Genomic DNA, 23,407 nt, shown 5'->3' with positions numbered 1-23,407 from the left:
TTTTATACATCGGGGTCCCCTTCGGAAGACCCCGATGGGGTTAAAATGGTTAGCGTAAAGATCACATATCCACACCGTGCCCTCGTAGCGAAGCGGAGGGGGTTTCCACATGTCCACATCTCCATATCTCACCCTCCCTCCCCTTCATTCAAAATCCTATGTCCCAACTTATCGCGCTTGGTCTTCAGGTATTTCTCATTATGGGGATTGGGTTTAACCTTGATGGGTACACAGTCAACGATCTCCAGTCCATAGCCTACCAGTCCGGCACGCTTGCGGGGATTGTTGGAGATCAGCCTGATCTTGGTAACCCCAAGGTGGCGCAGGATCTGGGCACCCACCCCATAATCGCGCTTATCCATCGGGAAGCCCAGGTGGATATTGGCTTCTACGGTATCCATCCCTTCTTCCTGAAGTTTATAGGCCCGAAGCTTATTCATGAGGCCAATGCCCCTGCCCTCCTGGTTCATATATAATACAATACCCTTTCCTTCGGCTTCCACCATCTGGAGTGCCTTGTGCAGTTGTTCCCCGCAATCGCAGCGCAGGGAACCCAGGATATCCCCGGTGAAGCAGGAAGAGTGTACCCTTACCAGCACTGGCTCATCCTTTTCCCACTCCCCTTTTATCAGGGCCATATGTTCATTCTGGGTATGTTTCTCCTTAAAAGCTACCATTTTGAAGTGACCGTATTGGGTAGGCATATCCACCCTTACCACTTCATCAATTAGGGTATCCCTTTTCAGGCGGTATTCGATCAGGTCCTTGATGGAGATCAGTTTCAGGCCGAATTTCTTCGCGATCACCTGCAACTGGGGCAGGCGGGCCATGGTACCGTCCTCATTCAGGATTTCCACCAACACCCCGGCAGGCTCCATTCCGGCCAGTCGGGCCAGGTCAATAGTGGCTTCGGTATGGCCTGCGCGGCGCAACACCCCGCCTTTCTTGGCCCTCAAAGGGAAAATATGGCCGGGCTTGCCCAGGTCGGCAGGTTTGGTATTGGGATCGATCAGGGACTGGATGGTCTTGGACCGGTCATGGGCCGAGATCCCGGTGGTGCAGCCATTGCCCAGGAGGTCAACGGATACGGTAAAGGCAGTTTCGTGGAGGGAGGTATTGCTGTTCACCATCATTTCCAGCCCCAGTTCCTCACAGCGCTCCTCCAGCAAGGGTACACAGATCAGGCCACGGCCCTCCTTACTCATAAAATTGATCACTTCCGGGGTGGCATGGCGGGCAGCGATCACAAAATCCCCTTCATTCTCACGGTCCTCGTCATCTACCACTACCACCATCTTCCCATTCCGGATATCTTCAATCGCACTTTCGATGCTATCTAACATAAATGGCTCGTTTATGCAAAACTAACGATTATTAGGCTGGAAGGTTGAATAATTCCCAAAGGCAAGTGGGTAGAACCTTTCCATGAAGAATGTTCAACCATTAAGGATACAATTTGTTAATACTTCGTCAATTTTTAATGCCAATAATTATGCATCTTTGCGCCTGAAAATTTTGAACTATGTCAAAACGAATTGTACAAGTTTTAACCTTTTTGTTGCTGTGCACGGCCAGTTTTGCACAGGTAACAAGCGGTACCATTATCGGTTTTATCACCGATAATAACGGCAAAGGCCTGGCCGGAGCTTCGATCGAAGCTGTGCATGAGCCTTCCGGAACCCGCTACAGAACCCTTACCACCAGCGATGGAAAATTCAACCTGCCCTCTATCCGTATCGGGGGGCCTTACAAGGTAACCATTTCGTATGTTGGTTACAATACCCAGACGCTTTCCGACATTACTGTTCAATTAGGTGAACCCACCCGTATTGATGCTGCCATGGTTTCCACTTCAAAGGAACTACAGGAAGTAGTGGTGGCCACTACAAAGAAAGGCTCCCTGATCTCCAAAGACAGGAAGGGAACCGCTTCTAACTTCAACCGCCGCATGATCAGCAGCGTACCTACGCTGAGCCGTAGCATCACTGATGTAACCAAGTTCACCCCCCAGGCAAACGGTACATCATTTGCCGGACAGGACAACCGCTTCATCAACCTGACCATTGACGGTTCTATCTTCAACAACTCTTTTGGTCTGCAGGCATTGCCCGGTAGCCAAACCAACTCTACCCCTATCTCCCTCGATGCGATCGAGGAGATCCAGGTGAACGTTTCTCCTTATAGCCTGAAGGACGCCGGCTTTACCGGTGCTTCTATCAACGCTGTTACCCGTTCCGGTACCAACACCTTCCACGGTAGTGCCTTCTACAACATGCGTAACGAAGGTTTGGTAGGCCGTAAGGCTGGTAAGGATGGTGACCAGGATGTTGTGACCACTGCTTTCGACGTAAAGCAGTTTGGTGCCAGCATTGGTGGTCCGATCATCAAGAATAAATTGTTCTTCTTCGCCAACTATGAAGGAGAGCGTCGTAATGACCCCGGTACCACTTTCATCGCTAATGATGGCACCACTACCGGCGGTAACGTTACCCGCGTAAAGGAATCTGACCTGGAAGCCCTTTCAGATTTCCTGATCAATAACTTCAACTACAACCCGGGTCCTTACCAGGATTATAGCCTGGTAACCAAGAGCGACAAGGCCCTGGTGAAGTTCGACTGGAACATCAGCGATGTACACAAACTGAGCGTTCGTGGTAACATCCTGAAATCCGTTCGCGATGTACCTGTTTCAAACTCAGGTGGTTTTAACGGCCGTAGGGACAACCTGTTCGCTATGACCTTTGCTAACTCCAACTATGAGATCAACAACGATATCTATTCCGGTATCATCCAGTTGAACAGCCGTATCAGCAATAAGTTCCAGAACGACCTGATCGTTGGTTACACTGCCAACAGGGACTACCGCAACGCAAAGGCCCCTGCCTTCCCGACTGTGGATATCCTGGATGGTAACGACCGTAACTACATCACTTTCGGTTCAGAGCCGTTCACCCCGAACAATATCCTTAACACCGATACCTGGCAGTTCTCTGATAACCTGACCTTCTATTCCGGCAAGCATACTATTTCTGCAGGTGTGAACTTCGAAGCGTTCAAGTTCTTCAACCAGTTCACCCCCACTATCCATGGCCAGTATGTTTTCCATAACCTGGATAGCTTCTATGCTTCTGCAAATGCATTCCTGGCTAATCCTGATATGGAAACCAACCCTGTTAACCTCAGGAGGTATGCCCTTACTTACAGCAACCTTCCCGGTGGTGGTTTGTGGAATGCCGTGACCAAGGCCTATAATCTTGGTTTTTATATCCAGGATGAAGTTACCCTGGATGAGAAGCTGAGCCTGACCTATGGTGCCCGTTTCGATATTCCTTTCTTCGGTGGTTCTGGTTTCACCAACACCGAAGTGGATGGTCTCAACTTTGTTGACGAAGACGGTAACCCAACCAAGCTGAGCACTTCCCAGTTGCCTTCTGCCAAGTTGATGATCTCTCCCCGTATTGGTTTCAACTATGATGTAGCAGGTAACAAGAAGACCCAGATCCGTGGTGGATTCGGTCTGTTCGCTGGTCGTCCTGCGTTTGTTTGGATCAGCAACCAGATCGGTAACAACGGTGTACAGAGCGGTTCTATCAGCACCGATAATACCAGGGCTTTCCCATTCAACCCGGATGTTACTGCTAATATCCCGGTTATCAACAACCCTGGCTCTCCTGCACCTTCCTATAACATTGCTACTACCGAGAAGGACTTCCGTTTCCCACAGGTATTCCGTACCAACCTGGGTATCGACCAGAACATCGGTGGTGGAATCATTGCTTCTGCTGAAGTATTGTTCACGCAGAGCCTGAGCAACGTATTCTACTACAATGCCAACCTGAAGCCTGCTACCGGTACTTTCAGTGGTCCGGATAACCGTCCAAGGTACGGCACCTTCAACCCTGCAACCGGTCAGTTGCTGTCTGGTTCTGCTTTCAACGCAGCATCCCGCATCAACACCAAGATCACCGACGCTACCGTATTGAAGAGCGGTCCTCTTGGCCAGTCATTCATGGCTACCTTCAAGGTTGAAAAGCCTATGCGTGCACAAGGCTTCGGCTGGATGGTTGCTTATAACTTCGGTCGCTCACGCGATTATATCCAGGCCGGTTCTATCGCTTTCTCCAGCTGGAGGGACAACAGGAGCGTAAGGGGTAACAACAGCCCTGACCTCGCTTTCAGCGATAACGACCTGCGCCACCGTGTAATCGGTCAGGTAACTTACCGTAAGGAGATCGCCAAGACTATGGCCGTTCAGTTCACCCTTGCTGGTCAATCCCAGAACCAGGGCCGTACTTCTTACACCTATTCTGGTGATATGAATGGTGATGGTATCCAGGGTAACGACCTGCTGTATATCCCTGCAAGCAAAGGCGAGATGAACTTCCAAACCTATACAACAGGTGGTGTAACCTATACTGCCCAGCAGCAGGCTGATGCCTTCGAAGCATACATCAACCAGGATGCTTACCTGAGCAGCCGTCGTGGTAAGTATGCTGAGCGTAATGGTGTTAATCTTCCAATGGTTACCCGTTTCGACCTGAGCGGTATGCTGGAAGTATTCCGTACCATTGGTAAGCAGCGTCACACTATCCAGCTGCGTGCGGATATCTTCAACGTAGGAAACATGATCAATTCTGCATGGGGTGTTGGCTATGTTGTGAACAACAATGCTCCCCTGGCAGCCCGTGGTTATGACCCAGCTACTGGTGTACCCATCTACCGCATGAACCTGACCAGCGGCAGCCTGAACTACGAGACCTACCGTCGTGGTACCAGCCTGATCGATGTATGGCAGGCCCAGTTCGGTATCCGTTACATCTTCTAAGTCCATTCGCCAGTCGAATGAGATCCATAAAAAAAGTCTGGGCCAAATGGTCCAGACTTTTTTTATCGGGTATATTGACACCCCTTCCTATACAGGTGAAAGTTGCTTATCTATTACCTTATCCTTTCCTTCCCCTGCCAAAGGCCCATTCCAGGAATACCGGCATGGCAATGGCCCAGGTTTCCACATCATGCCTGCCATTGGCCAACTCCAGGTAAACCATGTCGCGGTCGCGGTCATAGCCTTTCCTGGCCAACTCTTCCATCAGGCTTACGGTATCATCAATGGAGTCGATGATGCCGTTATTGTTCCGGTCATTGGTCTCATCGAGGGTACCGGTTTCGAAGAAGAACTTTAACCAATAGGCATATTCCCCTTCCCTTACCAGCTGGTGCATGATCCGGTGCTGGTCATCGTCATAATTAGGGTCATCCTGATCGATAGAACGCCACCAGAGGGCGCCGGAGAATACCCCAACCTTGGTGAATTCATGGGGGTGGGCCCAAACAATATCCAGGGCACTGAGGCCGCCCAGGGAGAAACCGGCAAAGGTCTTTTCCTTGAACTGTGGGATATCAAGTTTCTTGCGGACAAAAGGCAGGAGTTCCTCAAAAACAAAAAGGGTGTACAATTCTGCCTTGGCACCACGTCCCATATAATCGGGAACAGCAGCAGTACCATACTCCATCTTCCGCTCCTCCCCTGCATGGATGCCAACACATACCACCGGATGGATACGGCCATCTTCCAGCAGGGAACCCAGCATTTCTACCAGGCCAAGCTCGTCCATGTTCTGGCCATCATTGATCAGTAAAAGACTGGGAAGCTGCCCTTGTGTCAACCCTGCAGGCACATAGGTATCAATGGCAACCTTGCGGTCAAGGTGTTTAGAAGCAATCTCCCATCTGGCAGTTAGTATGGCTGTTTCTTTCTCAAGGGGCATCACATCGTCTATCATATCTGTTCTCGCTGAAATAAAGTAGAAAGCTCCCAAAATAAGGGATTTTGGAGAAAAATGTTTGAACTTCTTTAAAAATTACCAGCTCTCCGGACAGCAAAATGAAAAGCCTTGCCCCCTGATGGTACTTCATCATTTTATAGTATATTCATCACAGTAAGTTACCATTAAACAATTTTTCACATATGAAAAAGATCGGCATTCTCTTTGGCCAGGAGCGGAGCTTCCCCATGGCCTTTATTGAAAGGGTAAACAGCAAGAATATTGAAGGAATCGTAGCCGAACCGGTAAGGATAGACAAGGTGATACAGGGGGAAGCCACTGAATATGCGGTGATCATTGACCGCATTTCACAGGATGTGCCATTCTACCGCGCCTTCCTCAAGAACGCGGCACTCTGTGGCACAGCCGTGATCAACAACCCGTTCTGGTGGAGCGCCGATGAGAAGTTCTTCAACAACTGCCTGGCCACCAAGATCGGGGTTCCGGTACCCAAGACCGTTATCCTGCCATCGCGTGACCTGCCGGCAGACACAACCGACCAGTCCTTTTCCAACCTGGCTTATCCGCTCGATTGGGAAGGCATCTTCAATTATGTAGGTTTCCCTGCCTATATGAAACCCTTCGCCGGCGGTGGATGGAAGAATGTGTATAAGCTGGTAAGCATGGAAGACTTCTTCGACAAGCACAGTGAAACCGGGGAACTGGTGATGTTGTTGCAGGAGGAGATCATCTTTACCGAATACTACCGTTGCTACTGCATCGGCGGCAAGTATGTACGCATCATGCCCTACGAACCACGTAACCCTCACCACCTGCGCTATGTGGCTGACTTTTCACCCAGTCCGGAAAGGCTGAAACAGATGGAAGAGATCGTATTGCGCATCAACCAATACCTGGGTTATGATTTCAATACGGTAGAACTGGCCGTTAGGGATGGTATCCCCTATGCCATCGACTTCTGTAACCCTGCGCCGGATGCTGACCTCAAGAGTGTAGGCGAAGACAATTTTGCGTGGGTGGTGGAAACAGCCGCCAACTATGCCATTGAGAAGGCCCTGGCGCAAAAGCCCGGTGCCGATAACCTCACCTGGGGTGAATATGTGAAGCGCAGTTCAGCAAAAAACAAATTGATTTAACCAACCGACCTTGTAAAACACAACGACTTGCTATGTCAACTATCAATTACCAGCAGTTTACCCTGGGTGTTGAAGAAGAATACATGGTGATTGATCCACAGACCCGTGAACTGAAAAGTCATGAACAACGGATCGTACTGGAAGGACAAAAGATCATCAAGGATAAAGTAAAGGCTGAAATGCACCAGGCCGTAGTGGAAGTAGGGACCGATATCTGTAAAGATATTGATGAGGCCTTCCATGATGTGGCCATGCTGCGCAAGACCATTTCACAGGTGGCCGGAGACCTCGGCTTCTGGATGGGCGCGGCAGGAACACACCCCTTCAGCCATTGGGAAAGCCAGCTCATCACTGAACATATCCGTTACAGTGAGATCGTAAATGAGTTGCAGGAAGCGGCCAGGAGCAACCTGATCTTCGGCCTGCATGTGCATGTGGGCATGGAAAGCCGTGAGATGGCCAACCATATCGCCAACAGTACCCGCTATTTCCTGCCCCATATCTACGCGCTCAGCACTAATTCGCCGTTCTGGGAAGGCAGGCTAACGGGCTATAAATCTTTCCGCACCAAGGTATTCGACAAGTTCCCACGTACAGGGATACCCGAATATTTCGCGACCATCGAGGATTATGACAACTATATCAAGATGTTGGTAAAGACCAACTGTATTGATAATGCCAAGAAGATATGGTGGGACCTCAGGGTGCACCCCTTCTTCAACACGGTAGAGTTCAGGATCTGCGATGTGCCGCTCACCGTTCATGAGACCATTATCATTGCAGCATTGTTCCAGGCCATCTGTGCCAAGATTTACAAGCTGCGGACCAATAACATGAACTATATCCAGTATTCCCGCGCGTTGATCAATGAGAACAAGTGGCGGGCCAGCCGTTACGGTATCGACGGCAGGCTGATCGATTTCGGTAAGGAGGAAGAAGTGAATACCCGTGTGCTGATCTATGAGCTGCTCGATTTCATTGACGATGTAGTGGACCAACTGGGCAGCCGCCATATCCTGTCACTGGTACCCAATTTGCTGGAGACCGGAACAGGCGCCGACAGGCAACTGAAGACGTACCAGGAAACCAATAGCATGGTTTCGGTAGTGGATTATATCCACGACCAGTTCCTCTATGGCATCTAGGGAACATTACTGAAGATACAGTGGCCCGTTGCCAGGATGGAAGAACAGTAGTTAACATTATACCACTATAACGGATATGCTTAAACGATTCAAACTCCTGCTGACGGGCCTTTTCCTTTCCCTTGCACTGGCCCAGTCAATGGGCTGTGCCATTACTGCCCCCTACGACCAGCAGGTCTATTCGCAGACCACCGGGTTAAAGGTGGATGCCCTCAAACTGATGGATAAAGCTACCAGGACCTATGATAGCCAATCGGAGGCCATCAGCAATTTCACCGATAAATGGGATAAGTTGTACGAGTATGAACTGCACCGGGCAAAGAATGATATCCGGATCAGCATGTGGAACCTGTTGCGCGACCCCGACAAGAACCTGATGGGAGGATTCCTCAAACGCTGGAAGACAGAATCGACCCTCTCCGAAACCTTCATCAATGAGGCGAAGATCCAGGTGGGCAAGGCCTTTGACCAGCTGGCAGAATTGGAAAGCGGGAAAATCACGCCTAAAGAACTCAAACAATAAAACTTTTTCCCATGCCGGTTGATTTTGAAAAGATCTTCAAGACACTTGTCAGCCAGTTGGAAGAACTGGCGAAGATGTCGGTACAGCATTATACCAAACAGGCTGTAAAGGATGGCAAGCAATTCCTCAAAGAGACCAAGGAGAACCTCAAACGCTGGACCATACTGCTTGCCGAAGGAAAGCTGACAACCCGCGATTTTGAATGGCTGGTATTGAGCCAGAAGGACCTGGCACAGATGGTCGCTTTGAAACAGGCGGGCTTATCGCTCATCCGCATTGACCAGTTCCGGCAGAGTTTGCTGAACCTGGTGGTGGATACGGTTTTCGGGTTGGTGTTGTAAGAGGAGACCTGCTTTCGCTAAAGCTTCGGAAGACGAGGGGGGATAAATATTTCCACTCCCTATTGGTACTCTTCAAGAATCCCCGATGAATTTTCACCCTACTAATCATCAGGGTCCCCTGCGGGAGACCCTGCTGAGGTGAAGTGATCTTTTAACCCTAGCGGGGTCTCCTGAAAGGAACCCTGATGAATACAACCGCTCCCTTTAACCTCAGCAGGGTCTCCTGAAAGGGACCCTGATGAATAATAAGATGAAAGTTCATCGGGATCCTTTATCCCCCATCAGGGTCTCCCGGAGGGGACCCTGATGAATAGTAGGATAGATATAAATCGGGGACTTTTGAAGAGAACCACTATGGGATGAAAAGATTTACCCCCCCGCGCCCCCGTCGTGTCTTATGACCAACGGGTAGTTGGAAGATGAGATTAGCTGTTGGATGCATAAATCATTTCACCTTTTATACATCAGGGTCCCCTGCGGGAGACCCTGCTGAGGTGAAGATGTGGATACACAGTAGCTCTCGCAGAGGACCCCGCCGAAGCGCTAAGCAAGTTGCCATACCCCCTTTATCAACTCCCCTATTAACCCCAGGCTATCCCTATATTTGCCGGCACTACCTTCTCCTAGCCAATAAAACATCCGTAAAATCACTTCACAAATGAAACGATCCTTATTGCTGATGGGCCTGGCTGCCCTGGCCATTGTTTCCTGCAACAGCAAGGAGCAGGCCGACCTCATCATCCACCATGCCACCATCTATACGATCGACAGCGCATTCAGCAAGGCAGAAGCCATGGCTATAAAGGATGGCAAGATCCTCGCTACCGGCTCCAATGATGCCATCATGGGACAATATGCTTCTTCCAACACCGTGGATGCCGGTGGAAAATTCGTCTACCCCGGACTGATAGATGCACACTGCCATTTCTACCGCTATGGCCTGGGATTGCAAACTGCCGACCTGGTGGGAACTGAAAGCTGGGAAGCCATCCTCGACAAATTGCGCACCTTCGCAGCTGAACATCCCGATGGCTGGCTGATTGGAAGGGGTTGGGACCAGAATGACTGGCCCATTAAGGAATACCCCACCAATATCGCACTCAACCAGCTGTTCCCCGACCGGCCTGTCATCCTTACCCGCATCGATGGCCATGCCGCCATTGCCAACCAGAAGGCGCTTACCCTGGCAGGGATAAAAGCCGGTGACAAACTGGTGGGTGGTGATATCGAGGTAAAGGATGGCCAGCTAACAGGCGTACTGATCGATAATGCAGTCGACCTCGTCGGATCAAAGATCCCGGCACCCGATGCCAAACAAATGAAAGCAGCCTTGCTCGATGCCCAGCAGAATTGTTTCGCCATGGGATTGACAACCGTTGATGATTGCGGTCTCGATTACAATGAAGTTTTGTTCATTGACAGCCTGCAGCAAAGCGGTGACCTGCAGATGCGCATCTTCGCCATGCTGAGCGATGCCAAAAAGAATTACGATTACATCTTCAAGCGGGGAAAGATCAAGACCCCCTTCCTGAATGTAAGGTCCTTTAAGGTTTATGCAGACGGCGCATTGGGATCAAGGGGAGCCTGCCTGCTGCAACCTTACAATGACAGGGCCGGCCATTACGGCTTCCTCCTGAGCAATCCCGAACATTTCGATTCAGTGGCCGCAGTCATTGCAGCCAAGCAGTTCCAGATGTGTACCCATGCCATTGGCGACAGCGGCAACCGAACCATCCTCAAAATCTATGGTAAGTACCTGAAAGGCAAGAACGACCAGCGCTGGAGAATAGAACATGCACAGGTGGTGAACAAGGATGATTTCAAATTATTCGGCGCTTATAATATCATCCCCTCGGTTCAACCCACCCATGCCACTTCCGACATGTATTGGGCAGGACAAAGACTGGGTAAGGAAAGGGAGAAAGGCGCCTATGCCTTCAAGGACCTGATGGACCAGAATGGCTGGATACCGTTGGGCACTGATTTCCCGGTGGAAGACATCTCCCCCTTCAAGACCTTCTATGCAGCCGTAGTGCGGAAGGATGCCAAAGGCTATCCAAAGGAAGGTTACCAAATGGAGAACGCACTGAGCAGGCAGGATGCACTCAGGGGCATGACCATCTGGGCAGCTAAAAGCAATTTCGAGGAACAGGAAAAAGGTAGCCTGGAAAAAGGTAAACTGGCCGATTTTGTTATCCTTGACCAGGACCTCATGACTATCCCGGAAGACAAGATCCTTTCCACCAAAGCCATCAGCACTTATGTGGGAGGAAAAGAAGTCTACCAGAAAAAGCAATAAGCACATTAAACAGTAAAAGGCAAAACGGGACCAGGTGTCCCGTTTTGTTTTGTAACTTTAGATACCCTCGCGGACTCCATTCCCTTTGCCAACGCTAAACGTATCCACCTGTTTGGTTAATGCACTGAATCAGTACCAGCATTCCATTTCCGCAATGGAACCATTCATCATTAAACTACCAACCATGAAACAAGTAAGATTATTCCTGCTGGCCGCATTGGTATTGACAATGGGCAGTTGTGTTTCCAAGAAGAAACTGACGGCGGCGAACGAAGAGATCGCGAAACTGCAAAGCGAGAACGGTAACCTGAACAACCAGGTGAAGGACTTGAATGGGCAGGTTAGCAACCTTCAATCACAGAACAGCTCCCTCAACAGCGACATCCAGAAATGCAAGGACGCTTATGCCACTATTCAAAAAAAACAACAGCAATTAGAGGGAGCCCTTGCTGCCCAGGGCAAATCAATGGAAGAGATCAGGCACCAGGTAGCTGAGGCCATGAATAAGTTCAGCAAAGAGGATATAGAAGTAACCTACAAGAACGGCCTGGTGTACATTTCCATGCAGGACAAGCTGCTTTTCCAGACCGGAAGTGCCAAATTGGGAAAGGCCGGCATTGAAGCCCTGGGAACTGTGGCAGCCGTTTTGAATGAACACCCTGATATAAAGGTGACAGTGGTGGGCCATACAGACTCTATTGCCATTAAGAAAGCCTACCAGGACAACTGGTCACTAAGCACCGAAAGGGCAAACAGTATCGTTAGGATCCTGAGGGACAATTATAGTGTTGATCCCGGCCGCCTGACCTCAGCAGGCAAGAGTAAGTACCAGCCTGTAGATGACAATGCCACCCCTGAAGGAAGGTCAAGGAACAGGAGAACCGAGATCATTCTCAACCCCGACCTCAGTAAGCTTTGGGAACTGGCTGAACAAACGAATTGAAGTCCTGGCAGCAGGCAATCCCGGATCCGTCAACAATATAGGATCGGGGCTATAATGGCCCCGATCCCAATCCTGTATTGCCGGAGATCAACCCCACCATCCCGATTATCCATGTCCCGAAGCCCATCCCCCCGTAAAAACGGTAAAACCCTTAAGTTTGCAGCTATGGCTTTGGGAAGAAACAAGATAAGGGTAGCGATCCTCGACCTCTACGAAGGCGTCGAGAACCAGGGTATGCGTTGTATCAGGGAGATCCTGAACCAATATGCAGAGGCCAATCATATCGACCTGGAGTGGGATGAGTTTGAAGTGAGACTCAGCCACCAGGTACCTGACCTTTCTTATCAACTCTATATTTCTTCCGGGGGGCCGGGTTCCCCACTCGACAGCGAGGGCAGCGAATGGGAAAAGGTTTACTTCAATTGGCTGCAATCGGTAGAAGACTGGAACAATTCCCCGGCCAACACAGAAAAGAAATTCGTCTTCTTCATCTGCCATTCCTACCAGCTGGCTTGCAGGCATTACAAAGTGGGCCAGGTTGCCAGGCGCAAATCCACCGCCTTTGGCGTATTCCCGGTACATATGCTTCCCGGAGCACACCAAGAGCCTGTTTTTGGCGGCCTGAAGGACCCCTTCTATGCAGTGGACAGCCGGGACTTCCAGGTCATACAGCCTGACCATGCCCGCATCAGGAGCATGGGCGCAAAGATCCTGGCTATTGAGAAAGAAAGACCACATGTACCTTTTGAAAGGGCCATGATGGCCATCCGGTTCAACCATTACATGGTAGGCACGCAGTTCCACCCCGAAGCGGATGCCATAGGTATGAGCATGTACCTGCAAAGGGAAGACAAGAAAACAACGGTCATCAATAGCCATGGATTCGAAAAATGGCAAAGCATGATCGAACACCTGAATGACCCGGATAAGATCCTCTGGACCTATTCCCATGTATTGCCCAATTTCCTGTCGCATAGCATCAGGCAATTGCAGTCCAATACCGCTTTAGTGTAGCCCAATCTTCACTATAGAATAAAGTGTATTGATCCTAGAAGGCCTCATGCATTGCCGGCCAACCAATCGGAGGAAAACACTTTAGCTGTCCATCAGGAATTGCCTGGCCATAGCAATACTGCACCGTAATGCGACCCAACCATAGTCGAAAAATTTCCTATCTTCCCAAAAAGGCTTTCATGGTTCCATCAATCCGGGCAGCATTCAATGCCCAGTTCACCAGGGAGAAGTATGACGCTTTCCTCAAGGACCTGCACAGCCTGCACCCCGGCGCCATTGAGTTCAGGGTTGCAGAAACGCCGGTCTTCATAGATAAGGCATTCCGGGATAAACTACTGGACGCCTGCGAATCCATCATTGATGTGATTACGGCCCCCGGCTTCAAGGAACTTACCGAAAGGAGTATTCCCCAAAGCGAAAGGGTGCCGAACGAAAATGACCATGCCCATATGATCGCATTCGACTTTGGCATCTGCATTAATGAAGAACAGGAGCTGGAACCACAGCTCATTGAAATGCAAGGCTTCCCGACGTTATTTGGCTTTCAGGTATACTACCCTGAGGTGATCAGGCGCCACTTTGATATCCCGGCCAATTACCATCAATACCTGGGTGGCTATGATAAGGCATCTTACCTGGCCGACCTGATGGAACTGATCCTTGGCCCTTACAGCAAGGAAGAGGTGATCCTGCTGGAGATCAGGCCGCATGAGCAAAAGACCAGGATAGACTTCTACTGTACCCAGGACTACCTCGGCATCCAACCGGTCTGCCTGACCGAGCTGATCCAGGAAGGGAATGCCCTTTACTATCTCAACAACGGGACAAAGACAAGGATAAAGCGCATATACAATCGCGTTATATTCGATGACCTGCATGCACAGCAGGCAGCGATTGGTCCACATGTGGATATAACCCAGGACCTGGATGTAGAATGGATACCGCATCCCAACTGGTTTTACCGCATCAGCAAGTTTACCCTGCCTTTCATCAGGCATCCCTATGTTCCACCTACCTATTTCCTGAATGAACTCAAACAGGTACCCAGGGACCTTGGCCAATATGTATTAAAACCCCTGTTTTCTTTTGCAGGGCAGGGAGTGGTGATTGATGTAACACAGGCCGATATTGAAGCCATCAAGGATCCGGAAAACTGGATCCTCCAGAAGAAGGTCAACTATGCCGATGTGATACCCACACCGGATGTACCGGCAAAGGCAGAGATCAGGATGATGTATATCTGGAAGGAAGGATGGGAAAGGCCAAAACCGGCCATCAACCTGGCCCGCCTGAGCAAGGGCAAGATGATCGGCGTAAGGTACAATAAAGACAAGGAATGGGTTGGGGGAAGTGTTTGCCTATTTGAACATTGATACTCCCTGATTGTCATTACTATCAAAAACAAGGAACAATGCAAAATATAAAAGACATGACACCAAGGGAAGTGGTACCCGGCTTTTTCGGGCGCTTCATGCATGGTGACAAAAGCAGCCTAACGTATTGGGAGATCAGGAAAGGCAGTTCCCTGCCTGAGCACCACCATGTACATGAACAGATCACTTTCATCCTATCAGGTGAGCTCCAGATGACTATTGGTGGCGTCACCACGGTTTTCAGCGCAGGATCTACACAGGTGATCCCCTCTAATGTCCCCCATAGCGCAATTGCATTGACCGATTGTATTGTGATCGACAGCTTCTCACCAGTAAGGGAAGAGTATAAATTTCAATAAAGCATTCTTCCATTAATGATAAAGGGCCATTGTACCTGACAATGACCCTTTATTATTTCTATCAACAGGATCTATCATTCCTCTTCAGTGGTATTCTTCATTTTACCCAATACGGAATAGGCATTCTTTACTACCAGCTTCTTGCGTTGCAGGTCGTGTTCCTGACTCGAAATAGCGAGAATTCCGGATGACACGGTATCTGTCTTCACCTCGATCAGGTGAAATTCATTATTACCAAGGGATTCAAACACATAGTGCTTGCCTTCATATCGCACCACCGCTTCATCAGGAACGGTCAGTGCCGGTGAATTATCCAACTTTATTTTTGCCGTCAGGAACATACCCGGCATGAGGTTCCTTGGCCGGGTTTCAAAATGGCAATGCACAATGCCGCTGCGGTCATCATCCAGGTTATGGGAGAAGATCAGTACTTCACCCTTATAGGTGGTGGAAGGGTCATCCACAAAACTGATATCCACCCGCTGGCCTTTCCTGATCTTGCTGATATCCTTCTCAAATACGGTCAGGGCGGCATGGATATCATCCGGATTGATCAGTTCAAATAACACATCGGTTGGATTCACATACTTACCAATATTCACGTTCACCTTAGACACATAACCATTGATTGGTGACCGAAGGGCTACAGACCTTGAAATATTCTGTTCATTCAGGGAGGCAGGGGAAACACCGATCAGCAACAGTTTCTCCTCATACCCTTTCAGCATTACCTGCTGCGACTGGTAATCGGCCTGCACCTGCTGGAAGATCTTTTCCGCATTCACCTTGTTTTCGCTAAGGGTCTTTTGCCTGTCATATTCCTGTTTCAGGTATTGCAATTTTGACCTTGTCACCAGGTAATCCTGTTGCAATTGCACCAGGCCCTGGTCTTCAATCATACCGATCACCTCTCCCCTGCTCACCCGCATCCCCGGAAGCAGTTTGGTGGATTTAAGGTAACCACCCAATGGGAAGCTTACCGACACAATGTTCTGTGGCGGCACATCCACCGTTCCATTAACGATCAATTCCCGGCTCACCGTGGTATCAACGGCAGCACCAACAAGGATACCGGCATTGGTAACCTGCTCTTTGGTGAGCGTAACCTTTTCAGTAACCGCTGCCGGTTTGGTCTCGGTGGGCGCCTCTTCCTTTTTACCGGCGCAGGCCGCTAAAAAGACTACTATCAACAATGCACTATACAAACTTTTCATTTTGATTATTTTCCGTTGATGTATTCAATTTCAATAGTGGTTTGGTTCAGCATCCTAACCGCTTCCAGGTAATTCAACCTGATCTGAACCGACTGGTTCATCAGTTGCACCCATTGCAGGTAGTCGATCTCCCCTTTCTGGAAAGCTTCCCTTGCCTGCCGCATCAGTTGCCCGGACTGTTCATTACCCGTACTGGTAAAATAACTGACCTGCTTGCTGTACTTGGCATGGTCTTCCATCAATTGGTTTTGCCTGTACTGCAATTGCTGTAAGGCTGCATTGGCATTCAATTCGGCTACAGATGCACTGATCTCGGCCGCTTTCACCCGGTTCCGGGTGGCCTTCATGAACAAGGGAAGGGCCACCGAAAAATTGACGATATGGAAACGGTCGCTGCCACTAAAGTAATCCTGGGTCACCCCATCCTTCGATTGGTAGCCAATAATGGACTGGTTGCTATAGCCCAGGCCAAAATCCGGGTTCAGGCGGGCTTTCTCCACTGCCCCTTCCGCCCTGGCAATAGCAGCCTGTTGCTGCTGGTAACGTATTAACGGGTTGCTTGCACCAGCTCCCTGCACCGCTTCAAAAGGCTTAATGGGTTGCTGGTATAAGGGCAGGTAGGCATTCCCGGAATTCAGCAACAGGGACAATTGTTGCTGGACAATGATACGGTCAGCCCGCAATTGGTCCAGCTGTAATTGCAGTTGCCCCACCTGTGCATCGGCCGTGGTTTTTTCCAATTGATTGGTTTCCCCTGCTTGCAGCCGTAAGGCAGCCGCCTCCCGAAACCTTCCATATACAGAATCAAGTTGTAACAATAGCCTCTCCCGCTCATCCAGCTCCACCAGTTGGTAGAAAGCCTGCTTGATCATGCGACGGATATCGTTGGCCTGGATCTCCGATAACGCTAACTGTGACTGACGTTGTGCGGCATAAAGGTCCTTCTGCCGGTTATAGATCGCAGGCAGGCTGAATCCCTGGCTGATGAAAAAACGGTTGTCGTTATTGAAGCTATTGATATTGCCATACTCAACCCCTACCTGGGTTTTATTGAGCTCAAATACACCGGAACCCAGCTGCTTGTAAAAATCAGCAGCTTTCCTGCTGGCCTGCAATCCAAGGTTTTGCCTTTCAGCTATGGAAAGCATGCTATCCAAAGGCAAACGATCAGATGTTTTCGTTTGTGCATTGGCGGTATATCCCGCTAAAAGGAATATCAAAGTGGCGGCAATGACATTCTTTGACGTCCTGGCCTGCCATTGCTCTACCCATACATACAATACAGGGAGAACCACCAGTGTGAGGAAGGTGGCGGTCACCAATCCCCCGATCACCACTGTTGCGAGCGGTCGTTGAACCTCTGCCCCTGGGCCATGGCTCAGGGCCATGGGCAGGAAACCAAGGGAAGCAACGGCTGCGGTCATCAGGACCGGTCTCAGCCTTAGGGCAGTGCCCTCCATCACCACCTGCTTGATATCTGTCATACCTTGTTTTTTGAGACGGTTGAATTCTGTGATCAATACGATCCCATTCAATACTGCCACCCCGAATAAGGCAATGAAGCCCACCCCGGCGGAGATACTGAAAGGCATTTCCCTGAAATTCAGGAGCATTATGCCACCAATGGCCGAAAGTGGAATGGCAGAAAAGATCAGGATGCCATACTTGATGGAACCAAAGGAGAAATAAAGCATCAGGAAAATGAGCAATAAGGCAACAGGAACGGCAATGGACAAACGCTGTTTGGCTTCCTGCAGGTTCTGGAACTGGCCACCGTAATGGATATAATACCCGGCAGGCAGGCTGAGTTTTTTGTTCACCAGTTTTTGCAGTTCACCTACTACTGTTTCCACATCACGGCCCCTCACATTGAAGCCCACTACGATCCTGCGTTTGGCATCTTCCCGCTGGATCTGGTTAGGACCTTCCTTCAGGGAGATTTCCGCCACCTGGTACAAAGGCACTTGTGTCCCGATTCCGGTAGGTACCAGTAATTGCCTGATATCACTGATGTTCTGGCGGTTGAGGTCACTCAGGCGGACCACCAGGTCATAGCGTCTTTCATTCTCATAGATCAGGCCTGCACTTTCACCGGCAAAAGCGGCACGCACCAGGCGGTTCACTTCACTGATGGAAAGGCGGTACCTGGCCATGGCTTCGCGGTTGTAACGGATCACCACTTGCGGAAGCCCGGTAACGGGTTCCACATAGATATCCTTTGCACCCTCTACCTGTCTGATCAATCCGCCCAATTGGTGCGCATAGGAGGCCAGGGCATCCAGGTCCTCGCCAAAGATCTTACATACCACATCCTGCCTGGCACCGGAGATCAGTTCATTGAAACGCATCTGCACGGGGAACTGGAAGCCCGCTGTTACCCCTGGTACTTCAGAAAGCGCCTCGCTCATTTTATTGGCCAGTTCATCATAAGACTTTGCTGATGTCCATTCAGATTTATCTTTTAAAAGAATGATCATATCCCCCATTTCAATCGGCATCGGATCAGTTGGGATCTCGCCTGCCCCGATCCTGGTCACGATCTTCTCGATCTCCGGGAACCGCTTCAGCAATATGCCCGCGCCTTGCTGGGAAACCTTGATGGAGGTGGTCAGTGAACTACCCGTAAGCACCCTCGTATCGACGGCAAAATCACCTTCTTCCAATTCAGGGATAAATTCCCCACCCAACCTGCTGGCCAGCCAGACTGCCACAGCGAAGAGCACCAGCGCCACAACAACGATTGTTTTAGGAAATGCCAATACCTTCTTCAGGAGCGGACTGTAGGCCGCCTGGATGGCATTCATCATTTTATCGGCCCAGGATTCCTTATGGCTGATCTTCTTACTCAGGACAAGGGAGGTGATCATAGGCACATAGGTCAAAGAAAGCAGGAAAGCCCCTATCAGGGCAAATGAAACGGTCTGGGCCATTGGCTTGAACATCTTGCCTTCTATACCCACCAGGGAAAGGATCGGAAGGTAAACGATCAGGATGATGATCTGTCCAAACACTGCGGCATTCATCATCTTGCTGGAAGCTTCTTCCACTTCACCATTCATCTTTGCCTGGTCGATCCGGGTGACCTTCGCATATCCCTTACTGTGATACAGTTTATGCATGACCGCTTCCACGATGATCACGGCGCCATCCACGATCAGCCCGAAATCCAATGCCCCCAGACTCATGAGGTTGCCGGAAACGCCGAAGACCCTCATCATGCTGACCGCAAACAGCATGGCCAGGGGGATCACGGATGCCACGATCAGGCCTGCCCTCAGGTTGCCCAGGAAGAGCACCAGTACAAATACCACGATCAGCGCCCCTTCCAGCAGGTTCTTCTTTACCGTTTCAATGGCATTGGTCACCATCTTGGTGCGATCATAAAAGGGTTCAACCGTTACGCCTTCGGGAAGGGTTTTCTTGATGGCTTCCATTTTCTGTTTCACTGCCTTCACCACCTGTGAAGCATTGGCCCCCTTTAGCATCAGCACCACCGCGCCGGCTACTTCGCCCTGGTCCTTGTACACCATGGCACCATACCTAACAGCCTTACCTATCCGTACTTCGGCTACATCCCTCAGGTAAACGGGTATTCCCCCTGCGGTATGCTTGATGAATATGGAGGCAATATCACTGATGTTGGTGGCAAGGCCCTCCGTCCTGATGAAAAGCGCATTGGCATTCTTTTCAATATAGGAGCCACCTGAGTTCTGGTTGTTCTGTTCCAGTGCGGCAAACACTTCCGCTACCGTGGTGTTCATGCTCTTGAGCCTGTCGGGATTTACGGCTACCTCATACTGTTTGAGGTTACCACCAAAACTGCTCACATCGGCAACACCCGGTGTGCCCAATAACTGGCGGCGGATGATCCAGTCCTGTATGGACCTGAGTTCTGTAAGGTCATATTGTTGTTCATACCCTGGCTTGGGCCTCACTACATATTGGTAGATCTCACCCAATCCTGTTGTGGGTGGTGCCAATGAAGGCAGTCCCGCATCCGGAGGGATCTGGTCCTTTACCTGTATCATTCGCTCTGCCATCTGTTGGCGGGCCCAGTAAATATCAGTCTCGTCATTGAATACAACGGTTACCACCGACAAACCAAAGCGGGAAATGGAACGCATTTCAGTCAGGCCAGGAATATTGGCGCTGGCCTGCTCAATGGGGAAGGTGATCAATCGCTCCACCTCAGGGGCTGCAAGGGTGGGCGAAACAGTGATCACCTGTACCTGGTTACTTGTAATATCCGGTAATGCGTCAATGGGTAACCTGGAAACAGAATAAGCACCCCAGCCGATCAGGGCAAATACCAACAGCCCTATGATCAGCTTATTCTGTATAGAAAAGCGGATAATCTTGTTCAGCATAAATTTTTATTACATGATCAATAAAGGAAAAACATATCGATCATGCCTGCCGGGGAGGCTGGAAAATAGAACCCGGGCATTGGTCAGCGGCGAAATTCTGGTGGCGGATATAAAACTCCTGCTTGAACTCAGCCACCTCACGCTTCACTTCTATGGAGAAAGGTGTTTCGAAAACAAAACTGATGGCGGTAAGGCAATCTGCTGTCTTAAAAGGCAGTTGCCTGTCTTTCTGGTAATCACTGTCGGGGTTTTGTTGTGCCTTGTAATGCAACACCAGGAAATCCACCAGGGAAATACCGGGATCTGCCTTCCGGTGCTCACGGAAATGCTCGACAAGAACCGGCAACTTGACCAGCTGGTGCAATTCGGTTTGCGCCAGGGTAAAAAGCAGCAGGAAAAATATGGTGACCCTTGTCTTCACTGTGTAAATATACTAAGCACAGTCCCAACAAGACAATGATTTTTATCAGTTACGCCCTATGATATAACGAAACCCTACAAACAACCTTCTTCCCTGGTTGGGTGCATATACATAATTAGGGTCAAAAGTTAAGGCATAGGGATTCTCCGGCGTAGCCAATACAGTGCCATTGGCATCATACTGTACCTGCTTGTCAAATGGATCATGGGCCCTGGCGATCAGGAAGGGGTTACCCCTATCTGGAGTGAAATCAAAAAGGTTCTTGATGCCACCATACCATTCCATACCATTACTGAACTTGCGGTTCACCTGGATATTCTGCAATGACCATACCGGTGAGCGGCCATCACGGGGATCGAGGTCGGATAGCAATGGCAACAACATGGGTCCATAAACATTCCCGGTATAATCCAAGCCCCAGCCCGATTTCCCGAAACTATAGGAGACGGTCCAGGTGGCCGACCATGACTCCGTCAGCAACTGCCTTTCAGCAACCCTGTTCCCCTGGTCATCTTTTGAATTGATCATCACATCCTGGAGGTTGCCCCCAAGGGTTACCTTCAGCCGGTTAACGAAGCTGGCATCTGCCTGGATGCTTACTCCCCTCGAAACGGAACTACCGTCAAGGTTCTGGTAGATGATTTTATTGGGGTCTGTAGTATAATCTGGAATGATCCTGTTGGTAAAATACGTATACCAGGCTGCCGCATCGAGGTGGAGGAAACCACCAGCCCAGGAGAACTTCCGGGAATAGTTCAGGTTAAGGTTATAGCTCCTTTCCGGTTCCAGCGCCCCGACCAGCACTACCTCACGGGCACCCGTAAGCGCAGCATGGTCTTCGGTGAAGAGGTTTACCACCCTGAAACCTGATCCGGCATTCACCCTCAGCTGGTCTTTGTCGGAAACGGCCAGTTTAAGGGCAAAACGCGGCGTGAATATGAAGCCATGACGGGGGTCATGGTCCAGCCTGGCTCCCAGCAGCAGGTTATGGCGGCCATGGATGCTCGTTTCCTGCTGCAGGAAGATGCCGGGGATCGCTACCTTGTCGGGTCGGTTATCCTTTCCATTCCCATCAAGTGTGGCGGGCGTATTATCGTCATAATAGGTATAACGAATGGCTGCGCCAGCCAGCAAATTATGCTTCCCCGACCAGGGCTTGTCCCAGGTAATTTGTGCGAATCCTACTGACTGGTCGGCGTTGTACAGGGTATTGCCATAGGCAGAACGCTGGCGATGGTAATTATAGGAATAGGAAAAGATCAATTTTTCTGTTGTTGGTAACTGGTAGTTTCCCAGCAGCTCAAAACGCCTGGTACCGATCTGCTCCCCATAGATGGAGTCACCACCCCTGAACTCCCGCGTCCATTGCATTTCACCCCCCCACCGGTCTTCCCCAACCAGTCGGAAGGCCAGCGCAGCCTGGCGGTCCTTCTGCCGGTTCCAGCTCAGCTTGTTGAAAACAGACAACCTGTTTTGCAAAGTGATATCAGTAAAATTATCCCCGTTCTTATCGAAGCGATGGGTAAAGTTGAAGTAATTCATCCCGGCGAGGGCATGCACCTTTTTTCCCAATGAATACCTGAGGCCAAGGTCAATATTATGTTCCAGCCAGCTGGTGGTTGAAACATCCGCTGCGAAAACCGGCGCCTTCCTGGGATTGCGCGTAATGACATTGATAAGTCCACCTATGGCTTCAGAACCATAAAGGGAAGAGGCAGGGCCTTTCACCACTTCCACCTTCTCAATCAACGATGCCGGTATACCTTGCAGTCCATATACGGTCGACAGGCTGCTGACAATGGGCATACCATCGATCAATACCATGGTGTAGGGGCCTTCCATCCCATTGATATGGATATCTCCAGTATTGCAGACATTACAATTCAGCTGGGGCCTCACCCCGTTCACCAATTGGAGCGCGTCGAACAAGGTTGGCGTAGGGTTCTTCTTAAAGAACTGGGGCGAGTATACTTCCACGGGAACCGGACTGGCAGAACGCTGCACTGCCCTTAAGGTACCGGTTACCACCACTTCATCCATGGCATCCTTTCGGGGACTTAGTTCAACCATTACCAGACCGGTATCCGGAACCGCGAGGATCATGGGCAGATAACCTGTTGCAGTAACAGCCAGGCTATCCTGCCTATCGGCAACCAATAAACGAAAACCACCATTCGATGCCCCCACCACAGTCCTGCCATTGCTGGCAACCCTGATGGTGGCGGATGGTATTGGCTGCCGGGAGAGATTGTCCACTACAGTGCCGGACACCCACTTATCCTGTGCACATAGGCCGGAACACACAACAAGCATTAACAGTATGAAACAATATCGAAACATTTTTAGGCTCGTCTAAATTATATTTTAGACAAATTTAATGCAGATTATAATATCAACCTAATACAATAAGCCCCCCCCCTGTTTGCATTTTTTTATAATATTTGGCAGGCTGGCACGTTTTTGGAAAAAGAGCTGTTATGAAACAT

General features: G+C 50.0%; 16 protein-coding genes. 10 read left to right on the top strand and 6 right to left on the bottom strand.

Going from position 1 to position 23,407, the window contains the following annotated elements:
• Positions 1 to 128 precede the first annotated feature (128 nt).
• Entirely contained in the window at positions 129 to 1,343 is a 1,215-nt protein-coding gene (locus tag KJS94_RS02490) for a bifunctional 3,4-dihydroxy-2-butanone-4-phosphate synthase/GTP cyclohydrolase II (protein WP_214447173.1), read from the bottom strand.
• Between the two features lie 179 nt (positions 1,344 to 1,522).
• Between KJS94_RS02490 and KJS94_RS02485 the strand changes: the two genes are divergently transcribed.
• Positions 1,523 to 4,825: a TonB-dependent receptor gene (locus tag KJS94_RS02485; RefSeq protein WP_214447172.1), complete on the top strand. Its 3,303-nt coding sequence runs from the start codon at positions 1,523 to 1,525 to the stop codon at positions 4,823 to 4,825.
• A 118-nt stretch (positions 4,826 to 4,943) separates the two neighbouring features.
• On the opposite strand, the gene KJS94_RS02480 is transcribed toward KJS94_RS02485, so the two are convergent.
• The gene (locus KJS94_RS02480) at positions 4,944 to 5,819 is read right to left on the bottom strand and encodes an alpha/beta hydrolase (RefSeq protein WP_239804261.1); all 876 of its coding nucleotides are present in this window, start codon (positions 5,817 to 5,819) and stop codon (positions 4,944 to 4,946) included.
• A 149-nt stretch (positions 5,820 to 5,968) separates the two neighbouring features.
• On the opposite strand from KJS94_RS02480, the gene KJS94_RS02475 reads away from it, so the two are divergent.
• The 9 genes from KJS94_RS02475 (at position 5,969) to KJS94_RS02435 (ending at position 14,919) form a co-directional block, all read left to right on the top strand.
• Positions 5,969 to 6,922, top strand: coding sequence for an ATP-grasp domain-containing protein (locus KJS94_RS02475; protein WP_214447171.1), 954 nt, complete (start codon positions 5,969 to 5,971; stop codon positions 6,920 to 6,922).
• Positions 6,923 to 6,954: 32 nt separating this feature from the next.
• Positions 6,955 to 8,067, top strand: coding sequence for a carboxylate-amine ligase (locus KJS94_RS02470; protein WP_214447170.1), 1,113 nt, complete (start codon positions 6,955 to 6,957; stop codon positions 8,065 to 8,067).
• Between the two features lie 76 nt (positions 8,068 to 8,143).
• Entirely contained in the window at positions 8,144 to 8,590 is a 447-nt protein-coding gene (locus KJS94_RS02465; RefSeq protein ID WP_214447169.1) for a hypothetical protein, read from the top strand.
• Positions 8,591 to 8,601: 11 nt separating this feature from the next.
• Positions 8,602 to 8,931, top strand: a complete 330-nt coding sequence (locus KJS94_RS02460) for a hypothetical protein (RefSeq protein WP_214447168.1) — start codon at positions 8,602 to 8,604, stop codon at positions 8,929 to 8,931.
• 658 nt (positions 8,932 to 9,589) lie between these two features.
• A complete protein-coding gene (locus tag KJS94_RS02455; RefSeq protein ID WP_239804260.1) occupies positions 9,590 to 11,230 on the top strand; it encodes an amidohydrolase in 1,641 nt (546 codons plus the stop codon).
• 184 nt (positions 11,231 to 11,414) lie between these two features.
• Complete coding sequence (locus tag KJS94_RS02450; RefSeq protein ID WP_214447167.1) at positions 11,415 to 12,173, top strand: OmpA family protein; 759 nt, start codon at positions 11,415 to 11,417, stop codon at positions 12,171 to 12,173.
• A gap of 165 nt (positions 12,174 to 12,338) precedes the next feature.
• Positions 12,339 to 13,187 carry a type 1 glutamine amidotransferase gene (locus KJS94_RS02445; protein WP_214447166.1) on the top strand — a complete coding sequence of 283 codons (849 nt, stop codon included), beginning with the start codon at positions 12,339 to 12,341 and terminating at the stop codon, positions 13,185 to 13,187.
• Positions 13,188 to 13,366: 179 nt separating this feature from the next.
• Positions 13,367 to 14,560 (top strand): hypothetical protein, encoded by a 1,194-nt coding sequence (locus tag KJS94_RS02440; RefSeq protein WP_214447165.1) that lies wholly within the window; start codon positions 13,367 to 13,369, stop codon positions 14,558 to 14,560.
• 38 nt (positions 14,561 to 14,598) lie between these two features.
• On the top strand, positions 14,599 to 14,919 hold the full coding sequence (locus tag KJS94_RS02435; RefSeq protein ID WP_214447164.1) for a cupin domain-containing protein: 321 nt from the start codon (positions 14,599 to 14,601) through the stop codon (positions 14,917 to 14,919).
• A 74-nt stretch (positions 14,920 to 14,993) separates the two neighbouring features.
• Here the strand turns inward: KJS94_RS02435 and KJS94_RS02430 are convergent, their stop codons facing one another.
• From KJS94_RS02430 to KJS94_RS02415, 4 genes are read right to left on the bottom strand one after another with little or no spacing between them, the layout of a single operon-like run.
• Entirely contained in the window at positions 14,994 to 16,133 is a 1,140-nt protein-coding gene (locus KJS94_RS02430) for an efflux RND transporter periplasmic adaptor subunit (protein ID WP_214447163.1), read from the bottom strand.
• Between the two features lie 5 nt (positions 16,134 to 16,138).
• Positions 16,139 to 20,500 (bottom strand): CusA/CzcA family heavy metal efflux RND transporter, encoded by a 4,362-nt coding sequence (locus tag KJS94_RS02425; protein WP_214447162.1) that lies wholly within the window; start codon positions 20,498 to 20,500, stop codon positions 16,139 to 16,141.
• Between the two features lie 40 nt (positions 20,501 to 20,540).
• Entirely contained in the window at positions 20,541 to 20,921 is a 381-nt protein-coding gene (locus tag KJS94_RS02420) for a hypothetical protein (RefSeq protein ID WP_214447161.1), read from the bottom strand.
• A 45-nt stretch (positions 20,922 to 20,966) separates the two neighbouring features.
• Positions 20,967 to 23,234: a TonB-dependent receptor gene (locus tag KJS94_RS02415; protein ID WP_239804259.1), complete on the bottom strand. Its 2,268-nt coding sequence runs from the start codon at positions 23,232 to 23,234 to the stop codon at positions 20,967 to 20,969.
• Positions 23,235 to 23,407: the final 173 nt, after the last annotated feature.

The organism is Flavihumibacter rivuli (genome assembly GCF_018595685.2).
Lineage (GTDB): Bacteria > Bacteroidota > Bacteroidia > Chitinophagales > Chitinophagaceae > Flavihumibacter > Flavihumibacter rivuli.
The sequence above is the reverse complement of the archived record's forward strand: the minus strand, read 5'-3'. Positions and strand labels throughout refer to the sequence as shown.